Source organism: Staphylococcus delphini (assembly GCF_900636325.1).
Lineage (GTDB): Bacteria > Bacillota > Bacilli > Staphylococcales > Staphylococcaceae > Staphylococcus > Staphylococcus delphini.
The window spans coordinates 419,552-436,557 of sequence record NZ_LR134263.1; the positions used below are offsets into that span (position 1 = coordinate 419,552).

Annotated in this window: 18 protein-coding genes; 14 read left to right on the plus strand and 4 right to left on the minus strand. The window is 38.3% G+C overall.

The window, feature by feature from the left end; translation table 11 throughout:
* Positions 1-8: 8 nt before the first annotated feature.
* The 3 genes from EL101_RS01775 (at position 9) to EL101_RS01785 (ending at position 2,717) form a co-directional block, all read left to right on the plus strand.
* Positions 9-1,256, plus strand: a complete 1,248-nt coding sequence (locus tag EL101_RS01775; protein WP_096596431.1) for an ATP-grasp domain-containing protein — start codon at positions 9-11, stop codon at positions 1,254-1,256.
* Entirely contained in the window at positions 1,253-2,452 is a 1,200-nt protein-coding gene (locus tag EL101_RS01780) for an ATP-grasp domain-containing protein (RefSeq protein WP_096596432.1), read from the plus strand. The genes EL101_RS01775 and EL101_RS01780 overlap by 4 nt, the downstream gene beginning before the upstream one ends.
* Positions 2,453-2,519: 67 nt before the next feature.
* The gene (locus EL101_RS01785; protein WP_096596433.1) at positions 2,520-2,717 is read left to right on the plus strand and encodes a hypothetical protein; all 198 of its coding nucleotides are present in this window, start codon (positions 2,520-2,522) and stop codon (positions 2,715-2,717) included.
* Between the two features lie 636 nt (positions 2,718-3,353).
* Here EL101_RS01785 and EL101_RS01790 read toward each other — a convergent pair.
* On the minus strand, positions 3,354-4,583 hold the full coding sequence (locus EL101_RS01790; RefSeq protein WP_096596434.1) for an MFS transporter: 1,230 nt from the start codon (positions 4,581-4,583) through the stop codon (positions 3,354-3,356).
* 157 nt (positions 4,584-4,740) lie between these two features.
* On the opposite strand from EL101_RS01790, the gene cidR reads away from it, so the two are divergent.
* The 8 genes from cidR (at position 4,741) to EL101_RS01825 (ending at position 10,863) form a co-directional block, all read left to right on the plus strand.
* Entirely contained in the window at positions 4,741-5,670 is a 930-nt protein-coding gene (gene cidR, locus EL101_RS01795; protein ID WP_096596435.1) for a cidABC operon transcriptional activator CidR, read from the plus strand.
* A gap of 77 nt (positions 5,671-5,747) precedes the next feature.
* The gene (locus EL101_RS01800) at positions 5,748-6,140 is read left to right on the plus strand and encodes a CidA/LrgA family protein (RefSeq protein ID WP_019164941.1); all 393 of its coding nucleotides are present in this window, start codon (positions 5,748-5,750) and stop codon (positions 6,138-6,140) included.
* On the plus strand, positions 6,137-6,823 hold the full coding sequence (locus EL101_RS01805) for an LrgB family protein (RefSeq protein WP_096596436.1): 687 nt from the start codon (positions 6,137-6,139) through the stop codon (positions 6,821-6,823). The genes EL101_RS01800 and EL101_RS01805 overlap by 4 nt, the downstream gene beginning before the upstream one ends.
* A gap of 335 nt (positions 6,824-7,158) precedes the next feature.
* A complete protein-coding gene (locus tag EL101_RS01810) occupies positions 7,159-7,560 on the plus strand; it encodes a transposase (protein ID WP_096596437.1) in 402 nt (133 codons plus the stop codon).
* A 155-nt stretch (positions 7,561-7,715) separates the two neighbouring features.
* Positions 7,716-8,315 (plus strand): type IV toxin-antitoxin system AbiEi family antitoxin domain-containing protein, encoded by a 600-nt coding sequence (locus EL101_RS01815; protein WP_096543313.1) that lies wholly within the window; start codon positions 7,716-7,718, stop codon positions 8,313-8,315.
* A gap of 77 nt (positions 8,316-8,392) precedes the next feature.
* Complete coding sequence (locus EL101_RS01820) at positions 8,393-9,151, plus strand: nucleotidyl transferase AbiEii/AbiGii toxin family protein (protein WP_241971472.1); 759 nt, start codon at positions 8,393-8,395, stop codon at positions 9,149-9,151.
* 433 nt (positions 9,152-9,584) lie between these two features.
* The gene (locus EL101_RS13180) at positions 9,585-9,770 is read left to right on the plus strand and encodes a hypothetical protein (RefSeq protein ID WP_201748773.1); all 186 of its coding nucleotides are present in this window, start codon (positions 9,585-9,587) and stop codon (positions 9,768-9,770) included.
* A 268-nt stretch (positions 9,771-10,038) separates the two neighbouring features.
* Positions 10,039-10,863: a hypothetical protein gene (locus EL101_RS01825; protein ID WP_096596457.1), complete on the plus strand. Its 825-nt coding sequence runs from the start codon at positions 10,039-10,041 to the stop codon at positions 10,861-10,863.
* A gap of 218 nt (positions 10,864-11,081) precedes the next feature.
* On the opposite strand, the gene EL101_RS01830 is transcribed toward EL101_RS01825, so the two are convergent.
* The gene (locus EL101_RS01830; protein WP_096596439.1) at positions 11,082-11,531 is read right to left on the minus strand and encodes a MarR family winged helix-turn-helix transcriptional regulator; all 450 of its coding nucleotides are present in this window, start codon (positions 11,529-11,531) and stop codon (positions 11,082-11,084) included.
* Between the two features lie 141 nt (positions 11,532-11,672).
* Here EL101_RS01830 and EL101_RS01835 point away from each other — a divergent pair, with 141 nt between their 5' ends.
* Together EL101_RS01835 and EL101_RS01840 are read left to right on the plus strand one after the other, a co-directional pair.
* Positions 11,673-12,302, plus strand: a complete 630-nt coding sequence (locus tag EL101_RS01835) for a nitroreductase family protein (RefSeq protein ID WP_096596440.1) — start codon at positions 11,673-11,675, stop codon at positions 12,300-12,302.
* A 334-nt stretch (positions 12,303-12,636) separates the two neighbouring features.
* Positions 12,637-13,356 carry a GTP pyrophosphokinase gene (locus EL101_RS01840; RefSeq protein WP_096596441.1) on the plus strand — a complete coding sequence of 240 codons (720 nt, stop codon included), beginning with the start codon at positions 12,637-12,639 and terminating at the stop codon, positions 13,354-13,356.
* A 309-nt stretch (positions 13,357-13,665) separates the two neighbouring features.
* On the opposite strand, the gene EL101_RS01845 is transcribed toward EL101_RS01840, so the two are convergent.
* Together EL101_RS01845 and EL101_RS01850 are read right to left on the minus strand one after the other, a co-directional pair.
* Positions 13,666-14,223: a M23 family metallopeptidase gene (locus EL101_RS01845; RefSeq protein WP_096596442.1), complete on the minus strand. Its 558-nt coding sequence runs from the start codon at positions 14,221-14,223 to the stop codon at positions 13,666-13,668.
* A gap of 158 nt (positions 14,224-14,381) precedes the next feature.
* Positions 14,382-15,092 (minus strand): transglycosylase SLT domain-containing protein, encoded by a 711-nt coding sequence (locus tag EL101_RS01850; RefSeq protein WP_096596443.1) that lies wholly within the window; start codon positions 15,090-15,092, stop codon positions 14,382-14,384.
* A 421-nt stretch (positions 15,093-15,513) separates the two neighbouring features.
* On the opposite strand from EL101_RS01850, the gene EL101_RS01855 reads away from it, so the two are divergent.
* The gene (locus EL101_RS01855) at positions 15,514-16,932 is read left to right on the plus strand and encodes a phosphate--AMP phosphotransferase (protein WP_164715561.1); all 1,419 of its coding nucleotides are present in this window, start codon (positions 15,514-15,516) and stop codon (positions 16,930-16,932) included.
* The last annotated feature ends 74 nt before the right edge of the window (positions 16,933-17,006 follow it).

Sequence of the window (17,006 nt, forward strand, 5' to 3'; positions counted from 1 at the left end):
TGAAGTGCGTGAAAACATTACTATTTATTAATTTGAGAAGTCATAAAGTCGAGCGAGTCGCACCGGTCATTAAGGCAAAAAGACAAGGCTATCGTGTCGTATTGATGACAGACCATGATCCACAACTGATTGACAGTGGTCTAGATGAAGTGATTGAAATCGATACGTATGACGAAACAGCAGTCGTTGAAGCGGCGCTCGCGTATCATCAACAGCACCCTTTAAGTGGGATATTGACGTGGTCTGATAAAGATGTAGAGCTCGTTGCACAATTAAATGACCGTCTGCAATTACCCGGTATTCCGATGTCGCACGTTAAAAATGCCCGCAACAAATATTTAATGCGTGTGGCGTTTGATCAAGTGCCTAACATTTCCCCAGATTTTGAAAATGTGCGCAGTGAAGCAGATTTACGTCATGCTGTTGCACGTATTGGAACGCCTGGAATATTGAAACCGGTGGGCGCTTCTGGAAGTAAAGGTATTTTTAAAATTGAAAGTGAAGAATGTATCGATTATGTGTACGAAACATTACGTCATGCGACATCACCAGAACGTGACAAAGTGTATCGCTATTATCCGAATGATTACATTTATGAAGGGTATCTTGTCGGTGAAGAAGTGTCGGTTGAAGGTGTCGTGCAAAATGGAGAAGTACGCATTGCAGGGATTACGGACAAAGCGGTCACACCTGAATATTCACTGGAGTACATGGCGATTTTTCCGTCTGATAAACATGCAGCCTTACAACAAGAAATTAAGACGAAAGCGACGCAAGCGATTCAAAGTTTAGGCATTAATCATTGTGCTTTTCATCTGGAAGGTAGAGTGACGAAAGACGGTTTTAAAGTGATAGAAGCAGCGGCAAGACCAGGGGGTGGCTTTATTACGTCACATTTAATTCCAGGTGCATCTGGCCGTTCATTCATTGAAAAAATATTAGATGTTGCAGTCGGAAAAGATGTGACTGAAAATTGGCCTACTTTTGATCAAACGTCAAAGAAAATGTGTTTTTATAGCATCATGGCAGAGCAAGCTGGAACGTTTAAAGGGATTAAAGGTGTCGAGCGATTGGCTGAAATTCCAGGGATACACCATGTCGTGCCTTTAAAAAATTACGGAGATTCGGTGGTTTTGCCTCCTGAACACTTTTCGAGTTGTTTTGTGCTCAATATCGTTTTTGAAGCTGAGTCGACTGAAGCGGTGCAACAAAAAATTGATTGGATTCATGAAGTGATTGAGGTGGTTGTGGCATGACAATACTGATGTTATCAAGTACGGACCATGTTAAAACACCGTATGATGAATGGTTTCCGGATACAGCAGAGCAAATGATTTTATTTTGTCCAGCTGAGAAAAAAGACAGTTATGCGGACAAGGATTATTTACGTATTGAAGCATTTGAACATTATATGGTAAATCCTGACATTGAAATGCGTGCGCTCGAATTAAGTCAACAATATGACGTGACCCATGTGCTAGCGATTTCGGAATTTGATGTGATAAGAGCGGCCAAAATTAGAGCGTTGTTGAATTTAGAGGGCCAGTCGTTAATAAGTGCAGAAGCGTATCGCGATAAAGTGTTGATGAAACAGTTGTTGCAAAGCACATCAGTGAACACACCACACTTTGACAAAGCGATAGACGGCGCGAATATACAACGATTTGTAGAAAAATACGGCTACCCTGTCGTACTCAAACCGATTGATGGGTCAGGTTCGTCGGATGTTGTGATTGCACGCACGCAACAGGATATTGACACGTTTTTACAGACACATCCCGACTTAGGAAAATATGAAATTGAACAGTTTATTGATGGGGAGATGTATCATGTCGATGGACTTGTGCACAATGGAGAAGTGAAGTGTGCCTATGTGTCGCACTATTACAATGGATGTTTAGCCTTTAAAGACCATCAACCACTAGCGAGTTATATGTTGAAGGCAGACAATCCACTCAGTCAAGCGCTACAACAGCAAGTGAAGCAAGTCGTTGCAGCATTACCGACCTTGCCGAACGGATCATTTCATGCCGAATTTTTCGTGACACCGACGAACGACATCTATTTTTGTGAAATTGCGAGTCGTACAGGAGGCGGTGAAATTGGTCGTACGCTAGAACATGCTATTGGGATGCAGCTCAATCAAATGAGTCTTTACTTACAAACAGGGCGCGTAGAAGAGGTAGAGGCACACATCCAAATTCAGCGGTATGGCGGATTTATTTTGTTGCCACCTCAAAATGCGACATTTCAAGGAATACAACAACCGTTAGATGAAGATTGGGTCCTTTTTCAATCTCTTAAAGCAACACCAGGTCAACCGTTTGGAGCAGCGCAACTGAGTGTGGATCATATCATGTCAGTTGTAATTGAAGGAGAAGATGAGGCGACATTGATTGCGCGAATTGATCAAGTCATCACATGGTACCAACAAGAAATACAGTGGAAATAATTGCAAGTCACAACACGTAATGATAACGTACGATATGTAGACACGTCAGTTGATAAAGGGAGATTGGATGAATGAACGTCAGCGCACGATGCCAAAATCACAGCAAATCTTGCTCGCAGTGATTCTATTGATTTTGATACTAGAAATTGTATTAACAGCCTTTTTCATTTCATTTAGTTCATTTATTTTTAAAGGTTTGAGTATTGTACATGGCTTACTAATAGTCGTATTTATCAGTCGACAAATCAAACGAAAAGGGATGTAATTGAGATTTAAAATAATCATGCTTTTATAACACAAGGGGGATGGGACATAAAAATTTTTGATGCTATTGATGCAATATTTTTGTTAAACTTGCCCTCCCTATGATTTGTGGCTTTAGATTGCCTTCATGGCTTCGCGTTCCTAGGGGCTGAGGGGAGGTTGTGACAAAAGCGCTTAGGATTTGAGCAGAACCGAGCGATGAGCAAAATTGATTTCCAAATTTTGTTGAAATCGCGGGAGTTCTGTCGAAAATCCTGCTTTTGGAACACCGTTTATTGATTTCGCAGTGCATCCAATCATCGTCACCTCAATCACTACAGCAATCAATATGAGCCACTTTCAAACACAAGAGAAGCACACTATTATACCACACTATCCCTCAGGAGTCTCAGCCTTCTGGGCAATCTTATATCAAATACACAGAACTGAAGGCAAGTTTATGAAATCAAGAAAACAATAGCATCAATTTTTATCCCATTCACGCTCATTTTCCGACTGTTTTAAAGTCATTAATGAATATGCAATCTATGTATGGCTTGAGGCTTTATTTTTTCAAGCCCCCTCCCTTGGTATACACAACAAAATATAGTAAAGGAGCTGAGGAAACTTAATGTCCCAATCCTTTTAAATATGCTTTTTAAACTGCCTCGTAACGTTTAACAGTTGACAGTAATAACAGAAAACCTGTAACGACTGTAGCTAAAACTAAACCAGACATCATCAGCGGCGTGAGTAAGGTACCAATAATTAAAAATAGCCGTGATATCAGTTCTGCACCAATCGGCACCCAACTGTCCAATGCAGAATGGGCACCGCGTGTGTCAGCAGGGATAAAACGTATTTTTTCTGCTTCTACAGTCGGCGTGAACAAAATTTCACCAATCGTGGCCATCAACATAAAGAGAACGAGGACGAGTGCGTGATTATTACTCATGACGACCGTATAGCCTCCCGCGAAAAAGAGGAAGCCAATATTTAAAATGGTCGCGACTTTGAAACGTTTGAAATAATGTAAAATCGCAAAGCTTAAACTAATAATCGTTAACGTATTGATTAATAATAGAATTGAAAACATACGGACGCCATCAATCGGAAAGTCAAACCACTGAATCGTTTTGAATTGATGTTCTAAACGCACTGCAACATAGGATGAGAGCGACATTTCCGCACTTAATATGAGCATACTACTGATGAGCAATAAGACGAAGGGGCGATTCTGATATGCCACTTGATAACGTTGAAACATTGCCACGAAGCGACGTGCTGATGGATGGCTAATTGTGCGTCGTTCCTCTTGTACACCAAAATAGAGAATCAACACATTCACAGTTAAACAAATATAAATGAGCACAAATAAACTCACTTTGAACGAGCTGTAAAATAATCCCCCCATCAGCATCCCGAGCGCAGTAGAAGTGTTCGAAATCCAATATTTGAAGCGAGCATAGCGTTGTCGGTGTGTCTCGTCAATACTATCTAAAGCTAATGCGTTGTACATCGGCTTGGCTAAGGCAGTCAACAGCTCATTGAGAAGATAACAGGCCAAGAAAACCACAAATAATAATTGAAATGACTGTGATCCTTTCAACTGCGCTAATACGGCGCCCATACCTAAGAAAAGGAGTGCGCTCATTAACGTCAAACAAGCGATGACGTTCTTCTTGAGTGGTAAATGGTCGCTCAAATAACCACCGATAATCGAACCGCTAAATTTTAATAAAATCCCGATAATCAGCATGAGTCCGGCTTTTTTACCGCCTAAATAGTGGGTCAGTAATAATGCCATAAATGGAAACACGGCATTCACAGAGGCATTTTGAATAAACAACATGAGTAAACGCAACTTCACATTTTTATGTAATGTCATAAGTATATCTCCATTGTATAAGATAAAAAATATGTAAAATTAGTATTATATTACCCTTAATATGTAAGCGTGTCAAAATTTGTGTGAGACCGCCGTGCACGATACAATTTATAAGAAGTATTGCGCTATAATGAAGAGAAAGAATGGAGGGTGACAATTGGATATTAAACAGATGAAGTATTTTATAGAGATTGTCCGTCAAGGTGGGATGACACGTGCAGCCGAGACATTATATATCGCGCAACCGACGATGAGTAAGGCAATTAAAGAGTTGGAGTCAGAAATCGGTGAGCCGTTGTTTGATCGCACACGTCGCCAATTGTTGCTAACGGACGTGGGGGAAGTGTTTTACCATAAAGCGGTTGAAATTTTAAAGTTATACGAAAGTTTGCCGAATGAAATCAGTAGTCTGCTTGGGCTTGAGAAAGGCTATATTTCGATTGGCATTTCTGCATTGATGGATATGGAACGCCTTGTCCAAGTGCTCGGACAGTTTCATCAACAGTATCCAAATGTCGTGTTTAATTTAGATGAAAATGGTGGGAAAACGATTGAAAACCAAGTGCGGAACAATGATATTCATCTCGGGCTGACATCGTTACCTGTTGATAGTAAACTTTTTGATTCATTCCCATTGTATAAAGGTGAGTTCCAAGTCGTCATGCATCACACACATCCACTGTCACAACAGGAAACTGTGACGTTCAAAGATTTAAAAGATGAAGATTTTATTATGTTTAATGAAGACTTTTATATTAACGACAAAATTATCGCGCTCACTCGACAAGCTGGTTTCGTGCCACACATCGTTTCTAAAATTTCACAGTGGCAATTTATTGAACATTTGATTACAGCCAAAATGGGCATCAGTATTTTGCCAGACAACATTGTGCGTATTATGAGTCGCAATCCAGAAATTCGTGTGTTGTCAATTGAGGACAGTACCGTTGATTGGACGATGGGGGTCATTTGGCGGAAAGACGTCTATTTAAACCATGCGACGCAAACATTTTTAGACTATCTCAACATTCAGTTACCGTTAACGACAGTACCTGAAAGCCGTTCCATAGATAAAAGTAATGAATAACATGAAAAACCAATATTTTTATAATGATTAATTACCCGTTACAATAGAATCATTCGAACGAAGAAAGGATGATTGAAATGGCAAAAGTGAAACAGCTATTGAAAACTGTAACACAATTATGCATCATTTATGGGATTACGATGTTAGGTAATCAAATACAGCAGTTTTTCAACATCCCCCTAGCTGGTAGTATTATTGGGTTACTTTTATTTTTCATTTTACTTCAATTTAAAATCATTAAAGTAGAGTGGATTAAAGAAGGTGCGAATTTTCTACTGGCGACGATGGTGTTTTTCTTCGTTCCGTCTGTGATAGGGTTAATGGATGTCGTCTCTGAATTAAACTTAAACTTCATTATATTTTTTACATTAGTTGCTGTCGGTACGGTGCTCGTCGCATATAGTTCTGGATTAGTAGCAGAAAAAATGGTGACAGGTCGTATCTTCCGGAAAGGACAAAATCCATCATGATCATCTTACAAGGCATTGCAATGATTGTATTAACGGTCGTGATGTTTATATTGTCTAAAAAAATATATCATAAGTTTAATTCACCAATACTCAACCCCGCTTTGGTGACATCTCTTGGCGTTATTGCGATATTGTTACTTTTTAATATCGACTATCACAGTTATATGGTGGGAGGGCAATGGATCAATCAACTATTGAGTTCCACAGTAGTGTGTCTTGCGTTTCCACTGTATTTAAACCGGCATAAGATTGTAAAGTATTTTAAAACGATCTTCGTCAGTGTATTCACAGCGGTAATTTTAAATTTCTCCCTAATTTATTTTTCTTTAAAATTACTCGGCTATGGACGCGAAGATATTGTGACACTGCTTCCCCGTTCGATTACAGCAGCGGTCGGTATTCAAGTGTCACATCAGCTCGGTGGCGAGGATACAGTCACGATTCTCTTTATCATCGCAACGGGCTTATTAGGAAGTATGATGGGCGCATCCCTTGTGCGTATGACGAACTTCCAATCTTCTATCGCACGCGGCATGACATTTGGTAACGCTTCTCATGCATTTGGAACCGCACGAGCATTGGAAATGGATTTAGAGTCAGGCGCATTTAGTTCGATCGGTATGATTCTATCAGCCGTCATGAGTTCTGTAATGCTTCCATTATTATTGATGTTGTTCTATTAATATTCAAGACCATCATGGCCAACCCCTATATATGCCATGGTGGTTTTTTAGTGCGTCCGGCATGGGTAACATCTTGACGGTGAAAGTCCGTTACAGGCTTGGTAGTAGGAATGGGGATGGGGCGTCATCATTTTTGATGCTATGGATGCAGGATTGAGTTTAACTTATCCTCATCTTTGGCTGTTGTGATATCATTCATCGATATATGTCCATAAAAAGAAAAATTGGACGGTCTAGTCCAGTAATGTCAATTTTAATTATTGAACCCTTGACAAGTCGTAGGAGACGGGTACGGTCTTCAAAGAGATTTTAAATTATATTCATGTGAAGAATGTGTGGGCTGTCCATTACGAAGTCAATGTATGAAGCACAGCACTAATCCCAACACAAATAAACGTTTATTTAAAAATCTAACTTGGGATTATTTTAAAGCCTTCACAAATAAGCAGCTTTCAAATTCAAAAACGAAGCACATTTATCAAAAGAGAAAGATAGATGTTGAATCAACTTTTGGAAATCTGAAGGCTAATTTGGGTTTTCAAAGATTATCGGTTCGTACCCAATCAAAAGTTGAGTGTGAACTTGGCATCGCACTCATGGCAGTGAATATACGAAAACTAGCCAAAATCAGTGCTCGTTTTCGTTCGCTCATAAGAAAAAAGCCGTTAAATTCTAAAAAAATGAATTTTGACGGCTTTTTCTTAAAGGAGCTGAAGGTCTATGTCCCAGCCCTGTAAATTTGCCTGCTAATTAAATTCTAGAATTATTTTTCTTGTTAGGGAGAACCCTAAAACCCCTGAAGTGATGAACAAAAATTGAAAAACTCATATTTACAAACGTGCTTTAATAATATAAAATTAAAGCGCGAAAGAGTAAAATAGGGGGGACAATCATGAATGAAGAAAAAGAACTTCTAGAAAAATTATCTGATGAAAATGGCTTAATCTTTGTAAGAGAGGCTGAAGCCAAAGGTATTGACCGATATAGACTATCTTATTTGGCTAAGGAAGATAAAATAGATCGAGTTAGCCATGGAGTTTATGCCCTAAAAAATGAAATTATTGATGAATATGTCTTGCTCCAGAGTAATAGCAAACGAGTGATTTATTCTTACCATACCGCCCTTTATTTTCATGATTTAGCTGATAGAGTACCTTCTCAGATTCATATTTCTGTTCCTCAAGGTTATAATGCTTCCAGACTAAAAGATAGATACAGTGACCTAGTCGTTCATTATGTAAAGAGAGAACTTTTTGAGTTGGGCAGGGAAACAGGCACAAGTCCCCTTGGTGGAGAGATTATTTTTTATGATGTGGAGCGAACTATTTGTGATATTGTAAAAGACCAGAAAAATATGGATTCCCAAATTTTTACAGGGGCTATTAAAGAATATTTTGGTGGAGGAAATATAAACTCCAGAAAACTTATTAAGTATGCTAGAGCTTTAAAAATTGAGGAAGAAATACGACGTTACTTAGAGGTGATGGTATGAGGTCTAGCGAGCAAATAAAAGGAAAAATTAAACATTTAGCAAAGACAAAAGACTTAAAACCACAGGAAGTCTTTCAAATGTATTTTTTTGAAAGAGTCCTAGAAAGATTAGAAAAATCTTCTTATCGACACTCTTTTATTATCAAGGGTGGTCTTTTGATTTCTTCTCTTATTGGCATTGATAATCGTACTACTATGGATATGGATGCAACGGTCAAAGGCATTGCTTTAACAGAAGAAAACATTACTAAAATTGTGAAAGAAATTTTAGCCATTGACGTTCAAGATGGGATTGACTTTGTCTTTGAAGGGATAAGAGAAATTAGAGAAAGTGGTGGGTATGAAAATTATTGTGTCAGCTATTCAGCCCGTTATGGAAGAATTAATAATCCCATGAAGATGGATATCACAACAGGCGATGCTATTACCCCAAGGGAAATGATTTATGAATATCCTTTGATGTTTGATGAAGGACACATTGAAGTCATGGCCTATCCTTTGGAAACCATTTTGGCAGAAAAGATTGAAACCATTATCAGAAGAAATATCGCTACAACAAGGATGAGAGATTTCTATGACGTCTATCTCTTATATAAACTTTACGAAGATAAAATTAATTTTGAAAGCTTAGCAAAAGCCATTGAAAATACGTCTAGAAAAAGAGAGTCTTTAGATGATTTAGCAGATTACAAGGAAATTTTAGAGGATATAGCAAGTGATGATTATCTTAAACAGCATTGGCAGAACTACCTTCAAGACAACCCCTATGTCGGAGAGATTAAATTAGAAGATACCTTAGATGTATTAACAGAAATATTTCAAAAAATAAGTATGTAAAAGAAACGTTCAATATGATAATCAAGAGCTGATTTGCTGTTTTAGTGGGTCAGCTTTTTAACTTGGATTGAGGGGAAGAGTCTTAGAAAAGATATGTCATAACCTAAATGTTCTTCATGAAGTCCTGATTTAGGACTCCACATTTGGCGAAGATGTGTTTCTCGACGGCAAGTTCCTTTTTTGGGGATTTGTAGTTATTATATAAACACTTAAAATAACTTCTGATAGTTTCAGATATGGGTTGTTAAAAATAAAATAATTCATGTGATGTAGGGGAGTTCAACCAAATTTATACTTTCAAATGAAATACATAAGAATGAGATAGTACCGTTGTGCCTGAATACCAAAACTTTAAGAATTCGATATTTTGGTGACATTCGCACTTTATATTTTTCTATTATAATATGAAGTTATGCATGATGGAACACGGGAGATGCTAACGGTGTATATCATATTAATTATTTTGACAGTGCTGACCGTCATTACTTGGATTACGGCGATTTGTGCATTTCGTCAGACGGGACAAAAGGGCAAAATCAATCCCAATACATGGGTCATCATCGGTGCAGTATTGACAACATTGACGATTATGATGATGTTTATTTTCAGTCAAAATTAAACATGTCATCGTATGCATGTTGATAATAGAAATGAAAGACAAAAGTGGGGAATTGCGTGGGCAGTTTTAAACCTTTGTCTTTTTTAATTTTGATGCAGCAGTAGACATGAATCATTTGTTAATTTTTATTGAGAATTTACTATAATTCAGTGTATGAAAGTGGAGAAGTGGTATAATACTAAAAAATGAAACAGATGAGAGAGTGAAAGACATAGTGAATATTTTAGTGATTACGGATGGTCACCCCTATACCCATAATTATGTAGCCATGTTGGTTGCTGAAGGACATGACGTCTTTGTCCAAACACCGCCGACGATGAGACAAACGACTGTTGCACAAACACGAGAGATTGACTTGTTTGATTTGTCGAATGTCGTCACTGCATTAGAAGATATTGCGCTCGTTGTCGTGATCGGAAATCCGCTATTTTCAAATACGAGGCTCACGCAAAGTCATCCAATACAATTGCAACGATTGATGTATGACAATTTAGGTTACGCGATGAAGCAGGCGAATATTCAGCAATGTATCGTTTGGCAATCGCAATTGCAGCCTGTACTTAAACAAACGATGGAGGCTTTTCAAATTGAAGTGACTCATCATGCTTTGAAAACGACGAAATGGTTTCCCAAACGCCGTGTCCTTTATCAATGGAGTGAGGAGCGACAAACAGTACGTTCGATTCAAGCATTGGATATCCCGCAAAATGTATCAATGGAAGCCGTCACTGCCATGTACGGTCGATTTTTAAAAACGTTGAATGGGCGACTTGTGAATGGCATTTATGATGGACAACAGTTTACAATTGTGCTCATGCCATTTAAAATACCACTGATCCAAATGCGTCATCATCCAAGCAGCGACTATACACAACGCGTGATTTTGAATATTACAGGAGGATGGCTTGCACAACAAAGTGGACGTACAGCGCGTATGGAGTTTCGACGTTTAGAAGGTGATACGACGACTTGTTTAATCGCATTGCATGACTTTGTTCCGCGATTACCTTGGGGCGTATATCGCGTGACACAAGCACCAATGCATCGATTCGTTTCTTATTTATTCCGTCAATATTGGCATCAATTTAAGTAAGAGGAGAAATGATAGGGCATATTAGGCTACAACGGCATCGGAGGAGTAGAAATGTGATGGTCATGATTCTACTCCATGTGTCCGACTGTAAATGGAGATGGCGCTATTATGAATAATATCGCTAAAAGAAATAACTGCGATGATACTGGGGATGGCGCGATATTTATTTCTGTAGAGCATAGTCCCGTCGTCAACATCATGGTTATGCAGTTGTCAAATTAAACTGTTATAGGGTGAGAAGGGAAGTTGTTTTCGAGGAATCGTTGTAAAATACCAATTAATTCTGTCATGTCTGTCCCTTCCATTGATAATGACGCATGCACCTCTTCATTTAAATGTGCGAGTTGTTGCTTCAGTTCGCGTCCTTTATCAGTGAGTGAAATGTTCAGGTTTCGTTCATCTTCAGGCTTGCGGACCTTTTTAATCAAACCTTGTGCGACTAATTTTTTAGTGAGTGGTGTCAAAGTGCCAGAATTCAAATAAATGCGATCACCGAGACGTTTGATATTGACAACCTCATCGTCCCCAATTGAAATGAGTGTAATATAGCCTGTGTAAGTGAGATCATATTCTTTTAAACAAGCACTATATTTTTTGATAACTTCCTTCGATGCAACATAAAATAAAAAACATAATTCGTCATGCAACGCTTTCGGATGTTTTGTCATGTTGTAGACCCCCAATACTTTTAAAGAATAGTTACTACTATTATACATACTTTTTTCTTGATTCAAAACTATGTATAAAATATAATTGAATCGTGCTTTATTTAATGAAATGTTTACATTATAAAAGGAAAGGTGACTGTTATGGCACACGAACAAGATTTTCAAACAATCCTTACAGGCCGTCGCTCTGTTAAGTTATTCGATACAGAAGTAAAAATTCCACGTGAAGAAATGAATGAAATGATTAGAAAGGCAACATTAGCACCATCATCAATTAACATGCAACCTTGGCGTTTTGTTGTTGTGGATACGCCAGAAGGTAAAGATACATTACGTCCACTCGTACAATTTAATAGTCGTCAAAATGATACTTCAGCAGCGATGGTTGTCATTTTCGGTGATATGTTGAATTATGAACATGCTGAAGAAATTTACGGTGCAGCTGTTGAAAAAGGATATATGCCACAAAAAGTGAAAGAGGATTTAGTTGGCCGATTTGTCGCGATGTATGAAGGACTTGACCAACAATCGATGAACGATATCGTGAAAGTTGATAGTAGTTTAGCGGCAATGCAATTTATGCTCGTTGCACGTGAACATGGCTATGAAACAAATCCAATCGGTGGCTTTAACCGTGAAGACATTGCAGCAGGTCTTGGTTTAGATCCTGAACGTTATGTTCCAGTCATGATTATTGCTATCGGTAAAGCAGCTGAAGAAGGTCGTCCAACATCACGCTTAGATGTTGAAAGAATTGTACAATATCGTTAAAAATAAGCATATTTTAAGAAATGCAGTTGAGTGATGTCCATTCAACTGTATTTTTTTGCAACGCTTTATCTAAAGTAACAAACATGATACATACTACACGAAAAGACAATATTTTTTAGTCGAATGCACAACGGCTTAAGCACCTTCAAATAATGAAAAAACGTGACTTTATCGAAAAATTCAGTTGTTCAAGGACAAGTTTTTATCGCATTTTTAATTTTCACTCGAGCTTTAAGGAAAAGTAGTAAAGGGCTATTGAACCTGATATGATGATGAAAGATAACATAGCATTTAGGACTTTGATTTTAAATACAGTTATGTTGAGGTGAAAGAAATGTTCGTAGATAAAAACACACCTTTTAATGAAGAAAGCTTAAGACAAGAAATCGCTAAATATATGAACCGTGATTTGAAGGATATTGGCAGTATTGAAGAAATTGTCGCATTTATAGAACTAGAACATTTATATCGTGCCGCTTTAGAAGAAATTAGTACAAAGTTGCGTATTTTGGACGAAGATTTCCAAATTAAATACGCACATAACCCAATTCATCATATGGAGCGTCGGGTCAAAGAGATTCCAAGCTTATTACAAAAACTAAAAAGAAAAGGCTATCCACTCACAGCACAAGCCGCAAGAGAAAATATTATGGATATTGCCGGTATTCGCGTAGTTTGTAACTATATTGATGACATTTACACCGTCGAACAATTGTTGCTGAAACAAACCGATATTCAATTATTGACGCGTAAAGATTATGTTGAAAATCCAAAGAAAAATGGCTATAGAAGTTTGCATATTGTCATTTCTGTCCCGATTTTTCTTACGGATGGCATGATTGATACGCCTGTAGAAATCCAATTGCGCACCATTGGCATGGACATGTGGGCGAGTTTAGAGCACAAGTTGCATTATAAAAATCAACGTGGTGATTCAGAGATGTATTGTGATACGTTGAAAGCATGCGCGATGGAGATTGGTGATGTGGAGGAGAAAATGCAACGTATCCATTTGAGTATACAACGTGACAGAGCAAAGTTAGGGACGTGTTGAGATATGTAGATTTCCTTAAACATTCTCCCTTTCTCAGGGGACGTGCTCGGTTTTGGCAATCTGGGTGGACTCAAACTTATGAAGGTATAGGTATCAACCATGCATTCCAATTTTCTTTAATCGTCAATTTAAATTCAATCAAGTTTCTCACCATTCTCGGCATGAGAGTTGAAGCGTTACAGCCATGTTGTTGATTCTGTCTTATATTTTATTTTCAGTGAATAGAATGGGAAGTAAGAAACATGAAAAAACAGGTGCTCAGAGGTATTTCGCCTCAAAGCGCCTGTTTTTCATTTCATCATTATTCCTTCAGTTCAATCGGTAAAGGCTCCTCTGTTGATCTGGAAGTTGGTCGATAAAGTCATCGGGGTCTTCAGCAAAACGATTGCCGACCCCACCTTTCATCCGTTGAAAATGTAAGTGAGGGCCTGTCGTTTGTTCACCCGTATTTCCCGACAATGCGACGACATCACCGGCAGTGACTGACTCTCCCGCCTTCACTTTGAAATCGTTTAAATGCATGAACCATTGGAAATATTGCCCATTATCTTCACGGATTTCTAACACATTGCCACCGAGTTTGTCTTTGAAAGTTCTTGTCACAGTACCATTCGTAGGTGCAAGGACGGGTGTATCTTCGGGTAAACGGTAGTCGTTACCATAATGTCGATTGTCGCCGTTGAAAGATAAATCGCGATTGTACGTGCCAAAGCCGTGTGTTTTACGGTCTTGATTGAAAAATGAGTCAGATAAGGTATGATATCTGTTCGATGTTTCGTGCTGAATGGAATCGTAATGCATGACAACTTTGACAGCTATCACAATAACGATGCCCAAAAAGAGAAGAGTAAAAAACCATTGCTTCATAAGCTCACCTTGTTTTTAAGATTGTTTTCTATTGTATAAGGCACTGTATGACAATGCAACGATTTTGTTTACCATGTGACTTGTGTTGTTTGAAGAGAAAGATATAGCGAAAAAAGAACTTGAAGGTCGTCCCTTCAAGTTCTTTTTAAATATGAGGCTTACATACCCCAAGCAGATAAACCTTGTGCATTGTATGCTTTTGTAGCTGCAGCAATTTGTTCTTCATAAGTGTTTGTTGAACCCCAACCTGGCATTGTTTGGAATAAACCAGATGCACCAGAAGGATTATAAGCATTTAATTGACCATTTGATTCACGTGCAATAATTGTTTCCCATACTGATGCAGAAACACCTGTACGGCTTGCCATTTCTTGCGCAGCTCTTGTACCAATAGCACCAGCAGTGTTACCATTTGCTAATCTCACTGAACCTGTTGATGTTGCTTGTGTAGTGTATGATGGTGCGGCTTGTTGTCTTGGTGCTTGACCCGTTGATTGTTGTGTTGCTGATGGGCTGTAGCTGTATGATTGTTGTGAAGCTTGTTGACTGAAGTCAGCCATTTGTGTTGGTTGTGCAATTGATGAATGATCATGTGTTGCTGTTTCACCATAACCATTGTATGACCAACCAAATTGTACACCGTTTGACCAGAAGTCATATGATACACCGTTTAAAGTGAAGTGGTAGTCGTATGCACCGTCTTCAATTGGGTGTTGGTTTAATGATGGGTCGTTATTTTGAGCCATTTCTGCTAATTTAACTTGATCAATCCCTTGTTCTGCTGCATTTGCATCATTTGCGCTTGCTGCGAATCCTGTTGCTCCGATTGTTGCTGCAAGTGTAGTAGTTAAGAGTAATGATTTTTTCATAGTAAATAAGTCCTCCAGTAAAGTAAGTTTTTATATATTCATTTTCAAAAGTATGCGTAATTAAAAAATTCAACAATCACACTCTACCAATGAAACGACTTTTTGTAAATTACGCGTAAATAACAAAACATTACAATCGCTTTTCATTTTGTTGTTTTGTAACATAAATGTCATGTTCTTAAAAGGGGGGTGTGATGAATTATGCTGTGAAATCGCTATTTCAACGGGGTTTATTGAAACTTTTTGTAAACAAATAAAAATTGACATATATTACAAATGTTACAGAGTGAAGTTGAATTGTAATGAAATAAGGGGGGGTTTTTGAATAAAAAAAAACTGTCAAGATATTCATCACATAAAAAAGGATATTCCATTGCTCGTTTTGAAATGACTTATATATAATAAGAGTAATGAGGTGAGAATGATGAAAAAACTGGATACGTTACGTTTAGAAATTGCAAGATTAACACGACAAACACACGCACTTGGCATACCGATGATGATTATTTTTGAGGGGGTGCCTGCTTCGGGAAAAACGAGGTTAACGAATGAGTTGTTGCTCAATTTAGATGCCAAGTACACCAAGTTTATCGCGACGAAAACACCATCAGATTATGATTTAAGGTACCCATTTTTACAACGTTTTTGGGAAACTTTGCCTGAAAAAGGGCACATTCATATTTATTTTAGAAGTTGGTATTCACATTACGTGGATTATCAAGTGCATCAAATCAAATATCCGTTGTTCAAAAACCCACAAATTTTAAAGTCTGAAATGGATGACTTTGAAACGATGCTCGACCATGCTCACCATGAAATGATTAAGTTTTTCATTCAAATTAATGAAGACAAGCGTCAAGAACATATTGCGCAAATGAAGACGAACCCATTAACGAGTTGGAAAGCACAAGAATATGAACAAGTTGTTGCACCGGATACCTATTTAGAGTACATGCAACCGTTATTGGATGATTCATGGGAAGTGATTGATTACGATGAACGTGAAAAAGCGCTCGTTCAAATGTATACCCATATTCATGAGCGTTTGACACAAGCCATTTTACGTCATGAACAACGCGATACCCATCGAGACGGCCGTTTTTCTGATACATTTGCAACCGATTTATTTGATAATACGCAAACTAAAATTTCGAAAGAGGACTATAAAGAGAAGTTGACAGCCTTACAAAAACGTATGCGCGAACTTCAATTTGCTTTATATGAACGAAAAATTCCACTCGTGCTTGTATATGAAGGTATGGATGCAGCTGGTAAAGGGGGCAACATTAAACGTGTCCGTGAGTTGCTCGATCCAACGGGTTATGAAGTCAATGCCGTGAGTGCGCCGACAGATGTTGAGTTAAATCATCATTATTTATGGCGTTTCGCAAAAGCGATGCCGAAAAGTGGTCACATCGGAATTTTTGACCGCAGTTGGTATGGCCGTGTATTAGTCGAGCGTGTGGAAGGTTTTGCGACTGAAAAAGAGTGGTCTCGCGCATATGATGAAATTAATGCGTTCGAAAAAATGTGGACGGATGATGGCGCAATTATTTTGAAATGCTTCCTTTCTTTAGATAAAGACGAGCAATTGAAACGATTTAAAGCGCGTGAGACAGACGTGGATAAACAGTGGAAAATTACGGATGAAGATTGGCGTAACCGTGACAAGTGGGATCAATATCTTGAAGCGAGTTATGATATGATTCAAAAAACAGATACTGCAAATGCACCGTGGCTGGTCGTGGCTGCGGATCATAAAAAGACAGCCCGTATTGAAGTGTTGAAGTACATCATTCAAAAATGTGAAGAAAAGCTGTGGGGTGTGCAACAATATTAAGAAAATCAGACTCAAGGCCTTTTTCATTGTGATGGTTTTCTACTATAATATAGAGGCATATCACCCACACCGTA

Excerpts from the sequence above, each read along its gene's own strand:
- EL101_RS01805 (WP_096596436.1), top strand. The coding sequence starts at position 6,137 with ATGATCATCTTACAAGGCATTGCAATGATTGTATTAACGGTCGTGATG.
- EL101_RS01855 (WP_164715561.1), top strand. The coding sequence starts at position 15,514 with ATGATGAAAAAACTGGATACGTTACGTTTAGAAATTGCAAGATTAACA.
- EL101_RS01800 (WP_019164941.1), top strand. The coding sequence starts at position 5,748 with ATGGCAAAAGTGAAACAGCTATTGAAAACTGTAACACAATTATGCATC.
- EL101_RS01815 (WP_096543313.1), top strand. The coding sequence starts at position 7,716 with ATGAATGAAGAAAAAGAACTTCTAGAAAAATTATCTGATGAAAATGGC.
- EL101_RS01825 (WP_096596457.1), top strand. The coding sequence starts at position 10,039 with ATGTTGGTTGCTGAAGGACATGACGTCTTTGTCCAAACACCGCCGACG.
- EL101_RS01830 (WP_096596439.1), bottom strand. The coding sequence starts at position 11,531 with ATGACAAAACATCCGAAAGCGTTGCATGACGAATTATGTTTTTTATTT.
- EL101_RS01850 (WP_096596443.1), bottom strand. The coding sequence starts at position 15,092 with ATGAAAAAATCATTACTCTTAACTACTACACTTGCAGCAACAATCGGA.
- EL101_RS01790 (WP_096596434.1), bottom strand. The coding sequence starts at position 4,583 with ATGACATTACATAAAAATGTGAAGTTGCGTTTACTCATGTTGTTTATT.
- EL101_RS01845 (WP_096596442.1), bottom strand. The coding sequence starts at position 14,223 with ATGAAGCAATGGTTTTTTACTCTTCTCTTTTTGGGCATCGTTATTGTG.
- EL101_RS01785 (WP_096596433.1), top strand. The coding sequence starts at position 2,520 with ATGAATGAACGTCAGCGCACGATGCCAAAATCACAGCAAATCTTGCTC.
- EL101_RS01840 (WP_096596441.1), top strand. The coding sequence starts at position 12,637 with ATGTTCGTAGATAAAAACACACCTTTTAATGAAGAAAGCTTAAGACAA.
- EL101_RS01820 (WP_241971472.1), top strand. The coding sequence starts at position 8,393 with ATGTATTTTTTTGAAAGAGTCCTAGAAAGATTAGAAAAATCTTCTTAT.
- EL101_RS01835 (WP_096596440.1), top strand. The coding sequence starts at position 11,673 with ATGGCACACGAACAAGATTTTCAAACAATCCTTACAGGCCGTCGCTCT.
- EL101_RS01780 (WP_096596432.1), top strand. The coding sequence starts at position 1,253 with ATGACAATACTGATGTTATCAAGTACGGACCATGTTAAAACACCGTAT.
- EL101_RS13180 (WP_201748773.1), top strand. The coding sequence starts at position 9,585 with ATGCTAACGGTGTATATCATATTAATTATTTTGACAGTGCTGACCGTC.